This is a genomic window from Allobosea sp. Root483D1, assembly GCF_001429505.1.
GTDB lineage: Bacteria > Pseudomonadota > Alphaproteobacteria > Rhizobiales > Beijerinckiaceae > Allobosea.
The window spans coordinates 445,254-460,887 of record NZ_LMJW01000018.1 but is presented as its reverse complement, the minus strand read 5'-3'; the positions used below and the strand labels follow the sequence as shown (position 1 = coordinate 460,887).

Here is a 15,634-nt window from a genome sequence, read left to right as displayed (position 1 = left end):
GAGTGCGGGCTGCAACGCAAAATACGGCAGGTCGAGCCGCCCGCCGATACCACGCTCGGCCGAGAAGGTCAGTGCGCCGCGCGCCACCTTGCCGCCAGCGTTGACCACGAGATCGTCGAGCCTCGCCTCCTCGCCGAAAGAGACGCGGCCATGCGCATCGAGCAGCCCGTCCGGGACGAGCCGCGCCAGCCCCTCCGGCAGCACCTGCCCCGGCCCGTCGGCCTGGAGGCTGAGCCGCGCCGCCTCGCCCGCCCCTTCGAGCACCAGCATCAGCCCGGGCCCGGTGAGCGAGCCGACCGGTCCGCTTGCGCCGAAACTGAGCGTAAGCTCGCCCGGTCCGCCCCGCGCCGGGCGCGGCAGCCCGAAGGCGGCGAAGGCGCGGCGACGGTCGTCGAGCGAAAGCTTCACATCGCCTCCGCTCCACTGGCCGGCTGCGTCCAGCTTGCCGTTGAGCGCCAACCGACCAGCCTGGGCCGAGCCCTCGGCGATGACGCTGGTTTCACCATTCGAGGCGCGTGCCAGCTTGAAGCCGGCATCGATGCCGGCAAGCCCGTCCTCGATCCGTGGCAAGACGCGCCGCAAGCCCTCCGGCAGCAAGGGGCCGGCCAAAGCCGTCAGTGCGGCGAAGCGCGGGGCGCGCACGCGCCCGGCGATCTCGCCGCCGCCCGGCAGCAGCGCGCCCTCGCCTTCGACCTTGACGCCGCCGAAGCCGTCGACCGCCAGGCGGCTGAGGCGCCAGTCGCTGCCTTGCCGCGTCAGCGCGAGCCGGGCCGAGCCCGGCGGGGCCGAAAGGTAGCGCAAACCGTTCAAAGTGAGATCGAGCGCGAGGTCGCGCCGGCCGGTGAGCGCGTTCAGGCTGTCGCCCGGTGGCAAGGTCGACAGATCGAGCCCGTTCAGGGTCAGCTTGGCGTCGAGCCGGCTGGACGTGATCGCACCGGAGCCTTCGAGACGCGGCCCAGAGCCTGCCCGCGCGGTGATGCGGGTGATCGCGAGACGCTCGTCGCTCCAGTCCAGCACGGCCGTGCCGTCGAAGCTGCGCAGGGCGGCGAAGCTGTCGGCCAGCCCGGCCTCGACGCCGAGCCGTGCCAGGGCCAGCGCCGCCCGGCGCGCATCGGGCGCCTTCGCCTCGACCGTGCCGCGGAAACCCTGGCCGTCGAGCGTGCCGCGGGCGTCGAGCACGGCATTGGCGATCCTGACCGTGGCGCTGCCCGCATCGAGCCCGTCACCATCGAGCTTGCCGCGCAGGGCAAAGCCGCTGAAATCCTCGCCGCGCCAGACGATCTGGTCGAGCTCCAGCGCAAGATCGACCGGCCCCGGCAGCGCCTGCAGGGCGCGCTGATAGCCCGGCCGCTGGGCCAGCGCCTCGCTCAGCGCATCGGCATCGAGCCGGCGCGCCTTGAGCTGGACGCTGCCCTTGCTATCCGCCGGATTGAACGAGCCCTCGCCTTCCAGCCGCGCGGCGCCACCGGCGATCTCGATGGCGAGGCTGGCGAAGTCGAGGCGCCGGCTGTCGCCGCTGACCCGGCCGGCCAGGCTGACGGCCCCGCCGGGCGCGATCGTGAAGCTGCCTTCCAGCCCGGGCCGGACACGCTGCTCGGCGCCGCCAAGGATCAGCGAGCCGTCGAAGCTGAACTGCGCCTGCTCGCCTGTGATCGAGCTCTTGGTCCGCAGCCGCCCGTCTGCCTCGATCGCACCGGTGGCGAAGCGCAGGGACGAGCCGGCGATCTCGCCTTCGACGCGCCAGGGCCCGTGCAGACTGACGGCGGAGACATCGACCGAGATCGGCGCCAGCGTCTGCGCCGCCTTGCCGGGCTCGCGCCAGACCACGGCCGAACGGCGGATCGCCAGCCGGTCGATCGCCGTCTCGCCTGGAATCCCCGCGCCCTGGCGGGCCGGCAAAGCGATGGCGCCGCTTTCGTCGGCGGTCAGATTGAGCGTCAGCCCGTCGGCCTCGGCCTCGACCAGCCGGAACTCGCCGCGCGCCAGCGGCGCCAGCGCGAGCTCGACGGTCAGCGTCTCGATGCTGGCGCTGCTCGTCCCGCTCTCGCCGGAACCGAGGCGCACCTCGCCCAGCCTCAGCCGCGGCGACGGCAGGAGCCGCAGCCCGATATCGCCGGCGACGCGGGTCTCCACGCCGAGCGCGGCGCTGATGCGCTGCTCGAAATGGGGCCTGTACTCGCGCCAGTCGACGAAGCTTGGCCCTAGCAGCGCGGCCAGCAACGCCGCGACGAGCAGCCCGGCCAGAAAGGTCAGGGCCTCACGCACGCTCTTGCATCAATCCTCGAAATGTCGACGGCGCGATCATGCACGCAAGTCGCGGCAGGATCACGACATTCTTGTGAGTAATACCGCTGGAGAACCCGTTTGGATGTCAGAAGGCGATAATCTTGCCGGGGTTGAGGATGTTCTGCGGGTCGAGCGAACGCTTGATCAGCCGCATCGTGTCGAGCGCGGCGGGGCTGTGCTCGATCGTGAGGTATTTCATCTTCTTCTGGCCGACGCCATGCTCACCCGTGCAGGTTCCCTCCATGGCGAGCGCCCGCTTGACCAGCCGGTCGATGAAGGCCTCGCAGCGCGCGACCTCGTCGGGATCAGCGAGATCGACCAGCGGCTGGGTGTGGAAATTGCCGTCGCCTACATGGCCGACGATCGGCGCGATCAGGCCGGAGGCCTCGATGTCGCGCTTGGTCTCGTCGACGCATTCCGCCAACCGCGAGATCGGCACGCACACATCGGTCGCAACCGATTCCGCGCCGGGGCGGAGCGCGCGGGCCGCCCAATAGGCGTCGTGCCGCGCCTGCCACAGCTTGGAGCGATCCTCCGCCCTGGTCGCCCAGTCGAACGGCCCGCCGCCGAACTCGGCGGCGATCTCGCCGAAGCGCTCGGCCTGCTCCTTCACCCCGTCCTGCGAGCCGTGGAACTCGACGAACAGCATCGTCGTCTCCGGCAGGCCGAGCTTGGAATGCAGATTGACGCCGCGCATCATCACGTCGTCGACCAACTCGATCCGCGCCACCGGCAGGCCGGACTGGATCGTCATGATCGTCGCATCGCAGGCCGCCTTCACCGACGGGAACGGGCAGACGCCCGCCGACATCGCCTCGGGAATGCCGTGCAGCTTCAGCGTCACCTCGGTGATGATGCCAAGCGTGCCTTCCGAGCCGACGAGAAGGCGGGTGAGATCGTAGCCGGCCGAGGATTTGCGGGCCCGGCTCGCCGTCTTGACGATCGCGCCATCGGCCATCACCGCGGTCAGGGCGATGACATTGTCCTTCATCGTGCCATAGCGCACGGCGTTGGTGCCGGAGGCGCGCGTCGCCGCCATGCCGCCGATCGAGGCGTCGGCGCCGGGATCGATCGGAAAGAACAGGCCCTGGTCGCGCAGATGCTCGTTCAGCTCCTTGCGGGTAACGCCGGCCTCGACCGTGCAGTCGAGGTCTTCGGCATGCACCGCGACGACCCGCTTCATCTGGCTCATGTCGATGCAGACGCCGCCGAAGGGCGCGTTGACATGGCCCTCCAGCGAGGTGCCCGTGCCGAAGGCGATCGCCGGAACCCCATGCCTGGCGCAAAGTTTCACAATGGAGGCCACCTCTTCGGTGCTCTCAGGATAAACCACCGCATCCGGCGGCTGGTTCGGAATCCAGGTCAGGGTGTGGCCGTGCTGCTGCCGGACCGCGAGGCTGGTGACGAGCCGGTTGCCGACCAGCGCGGCCAGCTCCCGCGTCAACGCGGCGACAGCCTGCGGCGACGGCGGCAGCTCTGCAGCCCGAGCATGGGGGGGCACGGAAGCGGTAGAAGGCATTGTCATGGCTGGAGAACTTCGCCTAGTCTGGAAGGGTTCGGCCTTTGGAGCAGCGCTCGTGTTGTTTTCACGCGCCCTGCTCGCGCCTGCAAGAGCCGGCGGCGCAGAGCCGCCTACGCATCGACGAGAGACGGACCGAAAGGAGGAGCCGATGCCGGACGAAATTCGCACGCCCGCTTTGTTCTTCGCTCCCTTTGTCTCGTCCCCAATGCGGGTCGAGCCGCAATGGATCGATTATAACGGCCATCTCAACATGGCCTATTACCATGTCCTGTTCGATCGTGCGGTCGACGAGGTCTTCTCGCTGGTCGGCCTCAACCAGGACTATGTCCAGGCCCGCAAGGCGTCGTTCTTCGCTGCAGAGTGCCATGTACTCTACAAGCGCGAATTGTCGGCGCACGATCTGGTTCGCGTCACCGCGCAACTCATCGCCTTCGACGACAAGCGCCTGCACTACTATCTCGAAATGCGCCATGCCAGCGAAGGCTGGCTCGCCGCGACCTCCGAGAACCTGTCCCTGCATGTCGACATGGCCAATCGCAAGGTCACGCCCTTCCCGGCCGACATCCTCGCCAATCTCGCGATCATGAAGGCGGCGCATGCGCAGATGCCGCGCCCTGCCACGGTCGGCCGGATGATCGGCATGCCGCAGAAGAGCGCGATCACGCTCGGCGAGCCGACTGGCGAACGGGAAGCGGAGCACGAGACGGAGACGCGGCACTAGCCGGGTCGGACCCTCTTAGCGCTGCGGATAGATCGTCTCGCCGCGCTTGAGCATCTCGACGAAGGCCGCGATCTTCTTTCGCCTCCCGGCCTCCGTCTTGAGATTGTGGACACGAAACGCCAGCGCGAAGCGGTTCTGCGCGCTCAGCCTCGAGAGCATCTCCCGGGCAAGAGGCTCTGCGTCGATCGCTGCCTGGAGATCATCGGGGATCTTCAGGTTTTGGCCGGCGCCATAAGCGCGTGCCCATCGGCCATCGGCCTTGGCCGCGTCTGCCTGCACCAGGCCGTGGCTGGTCATGCGCCCCTCCGTGATCAGGCGGGCGACATTGTCGACATTGATCTGGCTCCAGATGCTTCTCGCAGTCCTCGGCGTGTAGCGCTGCAGATAGCTGCGCTCGTCGAACCCCTTCTTGACGCCATCAATCCAGCCCCAGCACAGCACGACGTCGATCGCCTCCTTGGGCGTGATCGACGGCAAGCCGGACGAGAGCTTGTGGATCTTGATCCAGACTTCGTCCGCCCGGTCATGATGCTCGCCGAGCCATTCGTAGAAGCGCGCGGCATCCTCGAACTCCCGGACCTTTTCAGGATCGACCACCACCGGCGCCATCGCTACTCCAAAATTCTCGACATGACCGGAAAGCCCCCTCCTCTAGGCGTCGAGCCGGCTCGCGCGTGTCAGCACCGAGACCCGCCGATCAATCGTCGTCGTCCGGTATCTTCAGCAGGTGGCCGCAGGCCTTGCAGTGCACGGCATCGGGCTCATGCCGCTGCAGGGCGCATTGCGGACAGGGAAAGGTCACCTTGTGCGGCCGGAACACCGCCTGCGCCAATCGCACGAACAGCGAGATGCCGATGATCATCACCACGATCGAGGTCAGCTTGCCGGCGATGCCCGGCAGGGTGATGTCGCCGAAGCCGGTCGTCGTCACCGTCGCGACGGTGAAGTAGAGCGCCTCGACATAGCCCTCCAGCCCCGGCCGGCTCATGAAGAAGAAGGTGTAGACGAAGCCGGTGACGACGAAGAGGAAGGTCGCGAGGTTGACCAGGGCCTTGGCAACGTCCTCCCAGTCGCGGAAACGCGTTTGCCGCAGTTGCGCCCAGATCAACCCGCGCTGCGACAGCGACCAGAGCCTCAAGATACGCAGGAAGCCGAAATTCTCCAGCCATTGCGGCGCCAGCAGCGTCGCCAGGATGAAGAGGTCGAGCAGCATGGTCGGCTGGCGCAGCAGCCGCAGCATGTTCGAAGAGGCGAGGAAGCGCGCCGCGATCTCGGCGATGACGATGATCGCGACGGTATAGTCGAGCCAGAGGAATTCCGGCCGGTCGCGCAGCACCGGCGTCGCCACGAAGAAGCCGATGATCAGGAGGTCGACGATCAGCGTCGCAAACTGGAAGCGCAGCGCCGCGGGAGTACGGCCGTGATAGAGCTGCCGAAGCCGGTCGCGCAGCCCAGAGCTTCCACTGCTGTCGTCGGGATCGGCGGCTGCGCTCATCCAGTCGACGTAGCAGCGTGGCAGCGATGGCGTCCAGCCCCAGCGCTCAAGCCGGCCTGATTGCGACCGCCTGCACGCTATAGCCGCCGAACAGCCGCGTGGTGCCGCCGATCACGCCGGCCTCGGCACAGAGATCGGTCACGACCGCATCGAGATCCCGGCGCGGCGTGACATGGAACAGCGCCAGCCAGCGATTCAGCACCGCCCTGAACGGACCGGGCAGATGCGCCTGGTCGCCGAAATCGACGATATGGAGCGCGCCACCCGGCGCGACGACAGCAAGCGCTTGCGCCAGCGCCTCGCGCCAGGGCGGGATCATCGAGAGCGCATAGGAGATCACCACCCGCTCGAAGCCGGCTCGGCCGAACAGGGCCTGCGGGTCGAAATCCGTCGCATCAGCCTGCGCCAGCACTATCCGCTCGGACAATCCGGCCTTCGCCACCTGCTGGCGCGCGGTGCGCAGCATCTCCTCGGAGACATCGAGCCCATAGCAGCGCGCATGCGGATAGCGCCGCGCGATCTTGATCAGGTTGCGGCCCGTGCCGCAGCCGACCTCCAGCACCGCGCCGCCCGGCGGCGGCTTCAAGCCAGCAATCAGCCCGTCGCGGCCGAGCAGATAGAATTTGCGGGTCGCATCGTAGATGTGCCGCTGGACGCGATACATCCGGTCCATCAGGCCGGCGGCATCCGTCCCGCTGCCTGAGCTGGATACGAAAAAGTGGGAGCCGGTTTTTCGCTCAGATCCAGCTCCAGACTCGTCGATCACGCCGCAGCCCCGCGGACATAGAGATGGAAGGCGCCGTAGATCGAGGAACGATCGCGGGCACCGAGCTCACGGCTGCGCGGCTCGTCATACTGCCATTGCGACAGGATCGCCTCCGGCACCCGGCCGGGCAGCAAACGCTCGTCGGCAGCTGTGCGGAAGATCACGCGCGCTCCGGGCGCGGCGCTCCGGGTCACCTGCGTCCACAAAGCCGTCAGCTCTGCATCGTTCATCCAGTCCTGCGCATCGAGCAGCACGAAACCGTTGCAGCTCTCGGCCGGCTGCCTTTCGAGGAAAGCGGTGATCGCGCTCTGATGGTAGGCCACGCGGCCGGCACGCGCCCGCACCGTCTCGAAATTGCTGCGCTCGAGATAGGGCGGCACCGCCGCATCCGGCTCCGGCCCATAGCCGCGGCCGAAAGCCTGCCAGGCGAAATAGTTGGTCTTCAGGTCGAAGCCGCAGGCGAGCCGCTCCAGCCGGTGGCGCAGGACGCCCCGGATTCCGGTATCGCCATCGGCGGCAAGCGCCTTGTACTGCGCCGGCGGAATGCCGAGCCCGTAGAGCGAGGCCGGCTGGCGCACCAGCCAACGCACGAGTCTCTTGTCGAAGACCGGCGCCAGATGCTGCTCGAACAGCGCCCGCTGCTCCTCAATCGTCTTCGCCTGCAGCATGACCCTGGGATCGCAGCCGAGCCGGCGCGCCAGAAAATGCCCCGTGCCTATGAAGCGGCCCAGCAGGCCGTAGCGATAGAAGTTGCGGGCGAAGAGTTCGATGCGGCGGCGACCGACGAGGTTGCGCCCATCCCAATAGGCCCGGCTGACGGCATCGAGCCGCGGCGCGATCAATCGGTCATAGGTCTCGACATTGGCCTTCGACTGCGCCTGCCCGAAGAAGCGGCGGAAAATCGCGTGATCGTCGATCTCGCGCAGCGCCGCGAGCTTGAGATGCCCGAGCGCGATATGGGCGCCGTTGAGGTCGATCGCACTGACCTTCGCGGGATCGGCAGTGAGATAGGAGAGGATGTTGCAGGAGCCGGAAGCGATGGCGACGAGATGGTCGTCGGGCTGCAGCGCCAGCGCCTCCATGTCGACGACCGGATCTTCCCAGATCTGCGGATAGACCAGTCCGGAGAAGGCGAGCGTGAACATCCGCTCGAGCAGGCCGGCTCGCGAAAGGGGCTTGCTGCGATGGACGGCGGTGGTCAGGCCGAGATTGGTCGTGCGCTTCACTGCGCGGATCGTCTGCGTCACGAGGCCCCTCGTCTGCGCCCGTTGCGATGGCGAGCCGACTAGAGGAGTCGCGTGACGGTTGGGTGACGCGGGGCGACACCGGAGAAGAGAGCGGTCGCCGCCGAACACGAACGTGAAACAGGCCGCATTGCGCCCCCGTGAAATCCGGAAGACAAATCCCCATATCTCGCGCGACAATCCGACCAGAGCACGCGGAAAGGAGCCTCGCATGGGCCTGATGGACATGTTCGCCAAAACGGGGAAGCCGGCGGAACGCGAATTCCCCTTCCAGCTCAGCGACGCTGAATGGCGCGAGAAGCTGACGCCGGAGCAGTACCGGGTCCTGCGCGGCCACGGCACCGAGCGGGCCGGGTCCTGCGCACTGAACTTCGAGAAGCGCGCCGGCACCTTCTCCTGCGTCGGCTGCGGCCAGCCTCTGTTCAGGTCGCACAAGAAGTTCGAGAGTGGCACCGGCTGGCCGAGCTTTGATCAGCCGCTCGAAGGCGCGGTCGAGGAGAGCGAGGATTACAGCTTCGGCATGCACCGGGTCGAGGCGCACTGCGCCAATTGCGGCGGCCATCTCGGCCACGTCTTCCCCGACGGCCCGCCCCCGACCGGCCTGCGCTACTGCATCAACGGCGTGGCGATGGATTTCGCGCCGGAAGTGGGTTGACGCCTCCCCGTCATGGTCGGGCTTGTCCCGACCATGACGACAGCTGCCGCCGATAGCCGATTTCCCCTTCATCCTGTAGCCTCGCCCGACAGCTGATGCCGGAGCGCCAGGATGCGGCCGCCGATCGAGACCGAACTGCTCAAGACCTTCGTCACGATCGTCGAGACGCAGAGCTTCACGCGCACCGGCGACCGGCTGCATCGGACCCAGCCGGCAATCAGCATGCAGATCAGGCGGCTGGAGGAGGCGCTCGGCAAAGAGGTCTTCGACCGGACGAAACGCCAGGTCCAGCTGACGCGGGAAGGCGAACTCTTGCTCCACTACGCCAGGCGCATCCTCTCGCTCAGCGACGAGGCCATGAGCCGCATCGGCCAGGCCGATCTGTCGGGAATCGTCCGCATCGGCACCTCCGACGACTACGCCAACATCCTGCTGCCCGAGATCCTGCGCCGCTTCGCCGAGGCTCAAGCCGGGGTTCAGATCGATGTCGTCTGCGACAACGGCGTCGCCATCGAGCGCAGGCTGAAGGACGGGCTGATCGACCTCGCGCTCGTCGCCAGCCGCGGCGCGGTCGCGGAGGAGGAGCTGATCCGGACGGAAGAGCTTGTCTGGATCGCAGCGACACCATCCCAGGCAAAGAGCCGCCCTCTCTCCCTGGCCGTGTTTCCCGACGGCTGCGTCTGCCGGGCGACGATGGCGGAGGCTCTCGATGCCGCCGGGCGCGACTGGCGGATCGGCTTCAGCAGCGACAATATCGGGGCGATCCACGCTGCGGTCCGTTCCGGCATGGGCGTCAGCGCCGTCGAGCGCAGCCTCGCTCCGGCGGGCGTGCGGATTCTGGGTCAGGCCGAAGGCCTGCCCCCGCTCGCCCCCGTCCACCTCTGCCTCAAGCTCAACCGGGCCAGCACCTCGCCAGTCCTCGATGCGCTCGCCGACGAGATCCGGATCGGTCTCGCGCCGGCGCCGCTCCGATACGAGCCGCAAGCCCATCATCACGCCTGAGGCGCCTCCTCGCGTCGCGGCTCGCGCGGGACCACGGCAATCGCGCTCAGGATGATGATCGCGAGTCCCGCATAGGCCCAGCGATCCGGCACGTCGCCGAAGACGAGAACGCCGAGCATGGTCGCGGTGATAACCTCCGCATAGGTGAAGGGAGCGAGCAGGCTCGCCTGCGCCCGTTCGAAGGCCTTGATGATCAGGAAATGCGCGCTTGCGGCGACGCAGCCGGTCGCCATCAGCTGCAGCCATTGGACGGCGCTCGGCGTTTGCCAGACCGGGATCACCGCGATGCTCGACAGGACGCAGCCGACGAGGCCGGTCTGGTAGACCGAGACGATCGCCGGAATCTTACTCTCGACCACCCGCGTCAGCAGCAGGAAGACGGCATAACCCATGCCGGCGCCAAGGCCGATGAGATAGCTCCACTGCCAGTTGTCGGCGCTCGGCCTGATCGCCAGGACGATGCCGAGGAAACCGACGGCGATCGCCAGCCATTGCAGCGGCGCGACCTTCTCCTTGAAGACGAGCATGGCGAGGATCGTCAGGAGGAAGGGCTCGACGAACCACAGCGTCAGCGCCGTGGTCAGCGGCATCTGGTGGATCGCGACATAGAACAGCGCAACCGCGAAAAAGAGCGCGGCGCTCCTGGCGGTCAGGACCCAGGAAACCGTGGGCAGCAGCAGGCGCGGGCCATAGCGCCAGGAGCTATAGAGACCCGTCGCCAGGCAGTGAAAGAAGAAACGCGCCCAGATCACCTGCAGCACAGGCAACGACGCGGAGAGATGTTTCGCGAGCGTATCCGAGACTGGCAGGATCTGGAGCGCGATCACGAGCAGGAGAATGCCGGTCAACTGTCTCTTGTCCATTTCGAATGCCTCGCATGACATATCGAAAAGGCTCGCAGAATCGCCTGCGCTATAGAAATCCCGAATTTGGATGCCAGGATCAGGAACGCTTATGGTAGCGCCCTTCTCGCCAACCGCCCGGCGAGGAGCGAAGACCCTCAGATCTTCGCCGACCTGCGACCGTCGAGCAGCTCGCGTACGCGCCGCGCGAAAACCTCCATCTCGAACGGCTTGGTCATGATGTGCATGCCCGCATCGAGGTGGCCGTGGTTGAGCACGGCATTCTCGGCATAGCCCGTGATGAACAGCACTTCGAGGCCTGGACGCCGCGCGCGCGCGGCGTCTGCAAACTGGCGGCCGTTCATGCCGCGAGGTAGGCCGACATCGGTGATGAGAAGATCTATCGGCTGTTTCGTGTCGATGATCTTCAGTGCCGAGGGCCCGTCGTCCGCCTCGACGACGAGATAGCCGAGTTCTTCCAGTTGCTCGACGACAAGCATCCTGACCAGGGGCTCGTCGTCGACGACCAGTACGGTCTCGCCACCCGCAGCCGGCTGCGGGTGGGCCTGGTCCGTCAGTGCTTCGCCCTCGCTAGCAAGGTCACCGGCACGGCGGGGCAGGTAGATACAGATCATCGTGCCCTTGCCGGGCTCCGAATAGATCCGCGCCGCACCGCCGGACTGCCCGGCGAAGCCATAGACCATCGACAGGCCAAGCCCGGTACCCTGGCCGATCGGCTTGGTCGTGAAGAACGGATCGAAGGCGCGTTCGATCACGTCCGGCGTCATGCCCGTGCCGGTGTCGGAGACGCAGAGCGAGACATATTGCCCCGGCTTCAGGTCGCGCGATCGCGCCGCCCGCTCATCCATCCAGCGATTGGCCGTCTCGATCGTCAGCCTGCCGCCATCGGGCATGGCATCGCGCGAGTTGATACAGAGATTGAGCAGGGCGTTTTCGAGCTGGCTGGCATCGGCATGGACGGTCCACAGGCCCGCCGCACCGACCGCTTCGATCGCGATCGTCGGCCCGACGCTGCGCGTGATCAGGTCGAGCATGCCGTTGACCAGGCCGTTCACGTTGACCGGCTTCGGGGCGAGTGTCTGGCGCCGCGAGAAGGCGAGCAATCGCTCGGTCAGGCTGGCGGCTCGTCGCACCGCGCTCTTTGCACCGGTCAGGAAACGCTCGGTATCGGCGATCCGGCCCTGCGCGATCCGCGCCTGGGCCATTTCGAGGCTGCCGCCGATGCCGGCGAGGATGTTGTTGAAGTCGTGGGCGATGCCGCCGGTGAGCTGGCCGACGGCCTCCATCTTCTGGCTCTGGCGCAAGGCTTCCTCGGCGGCCAGCAGCTCGGCCGAACGCTTCTCGACCTGCTGCTCAAGCGTGGCGTTGAGCTCGGCCAGGGCGATCTCGGCCCGGCGGCGCGCAGTGATGTCCTGGAAGATGACGGCGACCTGCTTGCGGCTTGCCGGCTCGATGCGGACCGCCGCAAGCTCGAGATGGCGACCGGTCGCGACCAGTTCCTGCTGGAAGCGGATCGCTTCGCCGGTGCGCAGCACGGCGCCATAACGCGCCACCCATGCGTCCGCCTCGTCCGGCACCATTTCGCGCAGTTTCTGGCCGACCACGTTCGGAATGCCCGCATGGCGTTCGTAGGCGGCATTGGCCTGGATGTGGATGTAGTCGCTGTCGGGACCATCCGGCCCGTACAGGAACTCGATGATGCAGAAGCCTTCATCGATCGCGTCGAACAGGCCCTTGTACAGCGCTTCGCTGTCGCGCCTCGCCCGCTCCGACAAGGTCCGCTCGGTGACGTCCGCGCCCTCGACGAAGATAGCGTTGACCTTGCCGTCGGCATCGCGCAGCGGCTGGTAGACGAAGTCGAGGAAGCGTTCTTCGCTCGGCCCGCCGGGCTGGGCCTGGATCAGAAAGCGTGCGCCGTTCGCGGTGTAGGGCACGCCGGTGCGATAGACGTCGTCGAGGATGTCCACGACACCCTGCGCAACGGCGTCCGGCAGCGCCTCAGCCAGGGTGCGGCCGACGACCTCGCGATCGCCGATCAATCTGAGATAACTTGGATTGGCGAGATCGAAGCGGTGATCCGGACCGCGCAGCAGCGCCATGAAGGTCGGCGCCTGCTCGAACATCTGCGTCAGGATGGGGGCAATGAGGCCGGCGTCGCTGTGCACGTCGATCGTTCCGCAATGTCGGGCTGAACTGCTCCGACACGACAGAATGCGCGGCGCCGGCTGCTGGTTCCTTCGCACGCGGGCGCAAGCGAGAAAAGATCGAGTTTCCGCCTGCCGTCAGCCCTCCGGCACCGCCCTCCGCGCCAGCGTCGCCGTATCGACCGCCAGCGGCAAGTCGCCGAAATGGCCGGACCAGTGCCCGCCGAGCCGTGTCGCCACGAAGGCATCGGCCACCGCATGCGGCGCGTGACGGATCAGCAGCGCGCCCTGCAGCATCAGCGCCAGCCGCTCGGTCAGCCGCCGGGCCTGGCCTTCATGACGGATCATCTCATGCAGGTCCGTATCCAAGCCCTGCAGCGCCGCATCGTAGCGCCGGTCCTGGCCCGAGACCGCGTGCAGTTCGGCGCGCAGCGCCTGCAGCGAGCCCGGCTCGCGCTCGAGCGAGCGCAGCACGTCGAGGCAGATGACGTTGCCCGAGCCTTCCCAGACCGAGTTCAGCGGCGCCTCGCGATAGTGCCGCGCCATCGGGTTCTCCTCGATGAAGCCGTTGCCGCCATGGCATTCCAGCGCCTCGACCACGACCGCCGGCGTGCGCTTGGCCACCCAGTATTTCGCCAGCGGCGCGCCGATCCGGGCCAGCAGCTTCTCGCTTTCCGACTGCTCCTGCCGGTCGACCGCGGCGAACAGCCGGAAGGCGAGCCAGGCCGCGGCCTCCGCCTCGATGGCGAGGTCGGCGAGGACGTTCTGCATGATCGGCTGGTCGATCAGCTGGCGCTGGAAGGCGGTACGATGCTGGGCGTGATGGCCGGCGAGCATCACCGCCTGCCGCATCAGCCCGGCTGACGCCGCGGCGATGTCGAGCCGCGTATTGTGGTTCATCGACAGGCCGGTGCGCAGGCCCCGGCCGGGATCGCCGAGCATATGGCCGATCGCCCCCCTGAACTCGACCTCGGAGGAGGCGTTCGAGCGGTTGCCGCATTTGTCCTTGAGGCGCTGGATCGCGATGCCGTTGCGCTCGCCATCCGGCCGCCAGCCCGGCACGACGAAGCAGGAGATGCCCTCCTCGTTGCGCGCCAGCGTCAGGAAGAGGTCGGAATGCGGCACCGAGAAGAACCATTTGCTCCCATGCAGCGAATAGGTGCCGTCGCGATTGTCATAAGCGATGGTCTGGGTCTGGCGCAGGTCCGAGCCACCTTGGGTCTCGGTCATCGCCATGCCAACGGTCCCCCCTAGCTTGCCCGCGGCAGGCCCCTGGCGCTTGTCGTAGGTCTTCGACGAGATCAGCGCGCCCCATTGCGCCCAGAGCGCCCGGTCCTGCTTCAGCACCGGGATCGCCGAATAGGTCATCGAGATCGGGCAGCAGATGCCGCTCTCGCAGCCATACCAGAGATATTGCAGGGCAGCCCGCGCCACCTGTGCTCCCGGGCCGGGCCGGTTCCAGGCGAGCGCATGCGTCTCCTGGCCGATGGCGCGGGCCATCAGCGCATGCCAGGCCGGGTGGAACTCGATCTGGTCGAGGCGGTTGCCGAAGCGGTCATGGCTGCGCAATTCCGGCCCATGCCGGTTGGCGAGCCGCGCCATCTCGATCGTCTCGGCCGCGCCGACCGTCCGCCCCGCCTCATGCAGCCGCTCATCGGCCCAGCCGGCGTCGAAGGCCGCGATAACGGCTTTCAGCACCGGGTCAGCGGCATAGGCATCGTAATCGGCCAGCGGCGGCACCTGATTGGTGACCTGATGGGCGTGCGATGCCTGGGTCATGGCCTTCCCTTCCGATCCGCGAACCGCCCCGTCATTAACCACCAGCCTATGCCGGCGCTCCGGAATTGCGAACCTGCCCGATTGCCGCCCGAGTTCTCCTCGTACCTCGCCCGGCGCGCCGCCATCGGCGCGGGCCTATGGAGAGCCTACACGTGCTGCGACGCGCCCTGAGTACCCTGGTCATCGCTCTTACCGCCGGCTTCGGCCTTGCGACCGTCCCGGCGCAAGCCCAGACGCAATCCGTTCCGAAAGTGCAGCCGGGCGAAGGCCGTCCCTATGAGATCGCCGACAGCGAGGTCTGGGATGTGCCCGATCCGGTCTCGCGCCGTGGTTATCAGGTCTTCGTCGCCCTCCCGCCGTCCTATGGGAAGGAGCTGCAGCGGAAATATCCGGTGCTCTACGTCACCGATGCCGACTACGCCTTCCCGATCATCCGCCAGATCAACCGCCGCCTGAACCTCGACGGCCCCAGGGTCGAGGAGTTCATTCTGGTCGGCCTGTCCTATGGCAAGGGCGAGGACGGCGCGGTCAGCCGCCGACGCGACTACACGCCGACGCCGAACGGGCCGAGCACTGCACCATCAGGCGCGATCCACGGCCAAGGACAGGCCTACCAGACCTATCTACGCGACCAGGTGAAGCCGTTCATCGCCGCCCGCTACCGCACCGATCCGGCGAGAGCGCTCTTTCTCGGCCACTCCTACGGGTCGTTGCTGGGCGCTCAGATCCTCTTCACCGAGCCAGGCCTATTCAGCGGCTACATCCTCGGCAGCCCGTCGCTCTGGTACGACAAGCGCCACATCCTCGGGCTGGAGGCGAGCTATGCCGCCAAGAACCGCGATCTGCCGGCCAAGGTCTTCCTCTATGTCGGCGAGTACGAGGCGCTGCGCAAAGGCGACCGGCGCTACAGCCAGAGCGTCGACATGGTCGCCGATAACCAGACCCTGGAAGCGGCGTTGCGCGGCCGGAAGTATCCGGGCCTGAGCGTGAAATCGGTGGTCCTGAACGACGAGGATCACCTCTCCGTCGCACCGCGCGGCTTCACGCAGGGACTGAGATATCTGCTGCCAGCGCGCTGACGCGGCTGGGTTTATAGTGACGCGCTCGCCGTGGCGGAAAACCATCCGCGACGGCGAGCAATCCGCCACGCCTGCCCC

Annotated in this window: 13 protein-coding genes; 4 read left to right on the top strand and 9 right to left on the bottom strand. The window is 67.3% G+C overall.

All coding sequences use genetic code 11. The annotated features are described in order from the left end of the window. Both ASE66_RS32510 and ASE66_RS17510 read right to left on the bottom strand, forming a co-directional pair. A partial coding sequence (locus tag ASE66_RS32510; protein WP_162262500.1) for an AsmA family protein occupies nt 1-2,265 on the bottom strand: 2,265 nt, incomplete at its 3' end. A 106-nt stretch (nt 2,266-2,371) separates the two neighbouring features. Further along, a complete protein-coding gene (locus ASE66_RS17510) occupies nt 2,372-3,805 on the bottom strand; it encodes an FAD-binding oxidoreductase (RefSeq protein ID WP_156412219.1) in 1,434 nt (477 codons plus the stop codon). Between the two features lie 151 nt (nt 3,806-3,956). Here ASE66_RS17510 and ASE66_RS17505 point away from each other — a divergent pair, with 151 nt between their 5' ends. Continuing rightward, the gene (locus tag ASE66_RS17505) at nt 3,957-4,529 is read left to right on the top strand and encodes a thioesterase family protein (protein ID WP_057190957.1); all 573 of its coding nucleotides are present in this window, start codon (nt 3,957-3,959) and stop codon (nt 4,527-4,529) included. Between the two features lie 15 nt (nt 4,530-4,544). Here ASE66_RS17505 and ASE66_RS17500 read toward each other — a convergent pair whose 3' ends face one another. The 4 genes from ASE66_RS17500 to ASE66_RS17485 form a co-directional block, all read right to left on the bottom strand. Next, on the bottom strand, nt 4,545-5,138 hold the full coding sequence (locus ASE66_RS17500) for a YdeI/OmpD-associated family protein (RefSeq protein ID WP_057190956.1): 594 nt from the start codon (nt 5,136-5,138) through the stop codon (nt 4,545-4,547). An 88-nt stretch (nt 5,139-5,226) separates the two neighbouring features. Continuing rightward, on the bottom strand, nt 5,227-6,024 hold the full coding sequence (locus ASE66_RS17495; protein WP_057190955.1) for a potassium channel family protein: 798 nt from the start codon (nt 6,022-6,024) through the stop codon (nt 5,227-5,229). A 46-nt stretch (nt 6,025-6,070) separates the two neighbouring features. Beyond that, nucleotides 6,071-6,688, bottom strand: a complete 618-nt coding sequence (locus ASE66_RS17490) for a class I SAM-dependent methyltransferase (RefSeq protein WP_082613524.1) — start codon at nt 6,686-6,688, stop codon at nt 6,071-6,073. Nucleotides 6,689-6,786: 98 nt separating this feature from the next. After that, entirely contained in the window at nt 6,787-8,037 is a 1,251-nt protein-coding gene (locus ASE66_RS17485; protein WP_244494966.1) for a DUF3419 family protein, read from the bottom strand. A 217-nt stretch (nt 8,038-8,254) separates the two neighbouring features. Here ASE66_RS17485 and msrB point away from each other — a divergent pair, with 217 nt between their 5' ends. Both msrB and ASE66_RS17475 read left to right on the top strand, forming a co-directional pair. Further along, nucleotides 8,255-8,689 carry a peptide-methionine (R)-S-oxide reductase MsrB gene (gene msrB / locus ASE66_RS17480; RefSeq protein WP_244494975.1) on the top strand — a complete coding sequence of 145 codons (435 nt, stop codon included), beginning with the start codon at nt 8,255-8,257 and terminating at the stop codon, nt 8,687-8,689. Nucleotides 8,690-8,800: 111 nt separating this feature from the next. Further along, nucleotides 8,801-9,691 (top strand): LysR substrate-binding domain-containing protein, encoded by an 891-nt coding sequence (locus ASE66_RS17475; RefSeq protein ID WP_057190953.1) that lies wholly within the window; start codon nt 8,801-8,803, stop codon nt 9,689-9,691. Here ASE66_RS17475 and ASE66_RS17470 read toward each other — a convergent pair. The 3 genes from ASE66_RS17470 to ASE66_RS17460 all read right to left on the bottom strand — a co-directional run bounded on the left by ASE66_RS17470 (nt 9,682) and on the right by ASE66_RS17460 (nt 14,477). Then, complete coding sequence (locus ASE66_RS17470; protein WP_200964610.1) at nt 9,682-10,554, bottom strand: DMT family transporter; 873 nt, start codon at nt 10,552-10,554, stop codon at nt 9,682-9,684. The genes ASE66_RS17475 and ASE66_RS17470 overlap by 10 nt on opposite strands. 137 nt (nt 10,555-10,691) lie before the next feature. Continuing rightward, nucleotides 10,692-12,719: a PAS domain-containing sensor histidine kinase gene (locus ASE66_RS17465; protein WP_244494965.1), complete on the bottom strand. Its 2,028-nt coding sequence runs from the start codon at nt 12,717-12,719 to the stop codon at nt 10,692-10,694. Nucleotides 12,720-12,836: 117 nt separating this feature from the next. Then, nucleotides 12,837-14,477, bottom strand: a complete 1,641-nt coding sequence (locus ASE66_RS17460; protein WP_057190951.1) for an acyl-CoA dehydrogenase family protein — start codon at nt 14,475-14,477, stop codon at nt 12,837-12,839. A gap of 152 nt (nt 14,478-14,629) precedes the next feature. Here ASE66_RS17460 and ASE66_RS17455 point away from each other — a divergent pair, with 152 nt between their 5' ends. Beyond that, nucleotides 14,630-15,556 carry an alpha/beta hydrolase gene (locus ASE66_RS17455; RefSeq protein WP_244494964.1) on the top strand — a complete coding sequence of 309 codons (927 nt, stop codon included), beginning with the start codon at nt 14,630-14,632 and terminating at the stop codon, nt 15,554-15,556. Nucleotides 15,557-15,634 lie beyond the last annotated feature (78 nt).

Excerpts from the sequence above, each read along its gene's own strand:
- ASE66_RS17510 (WP_156412219.1), bottom strand. The coding sequence starts at position 3,805 with ATGCCTTCTACCGCTTCCGTGCCCCCCCATGCTCGGGCTGCAGAGCTG.
- ASE66_RS17470 (WP_200964610.1), bottom strand. The coding sequence starts at position 10,554 with ATGGACAAGAGACAGTTGACCGGCATTCTCCTGCTCGTGATCGCGCTC.
- ASE66_RS17460 (WP_057190951.1), bottom strand. The coding sequence starts at position 14,477 with ATGACCCAGGCATCGCACGCCCATCAGGTCACCAATCAGGTGCCGCCG.
- msrB (WP_244494975.1), top strand. The coding sequence starts at position 8,255 with ATGGACATGTTCGCCAAAACGGGGAAGCCGGCGGAACGCGAATTCCCC.
- ASE66_RS17505 (WP_057190957.1), top strand. The coding sequence starts at position 3,957 with ATGCCGGACGAAATTCGCACGCCCGCTTTGTTCTTCGCTCCCTTTGTC.
- ASE66_RS17495 (WP_057190955.1), bottom strand. The coding sequence starts at position 6,024 with ATGAGCGCAGCCGCCGATCCCGACGACAGCAGTGGAAGCTCTGGGCTG.
- ASE66_RS17500 (WP_057190956.1), bottom strand. The coding sequence starts at position 5,138 with ATGGCGCCGGTGGTGGTCGATCCTGAAAAGGTCCGGGAGTTCGAGGAT.
- ASE66_RS17490 (WP_082613524.1), bottom strand. The coding sequence starts at position 6,688 with ATGTATCGCGTCCAGCGGCACATCTACGATGCGACCCGCAAATTCTAT.
- ASE66_RS17475 (WP_057190953.1), top strand. The coding sequence starts at position 8,801 with ATGCGGCCGCCGATCGAGACCGAACTGCTCAAGACCTTCGTCACGATC.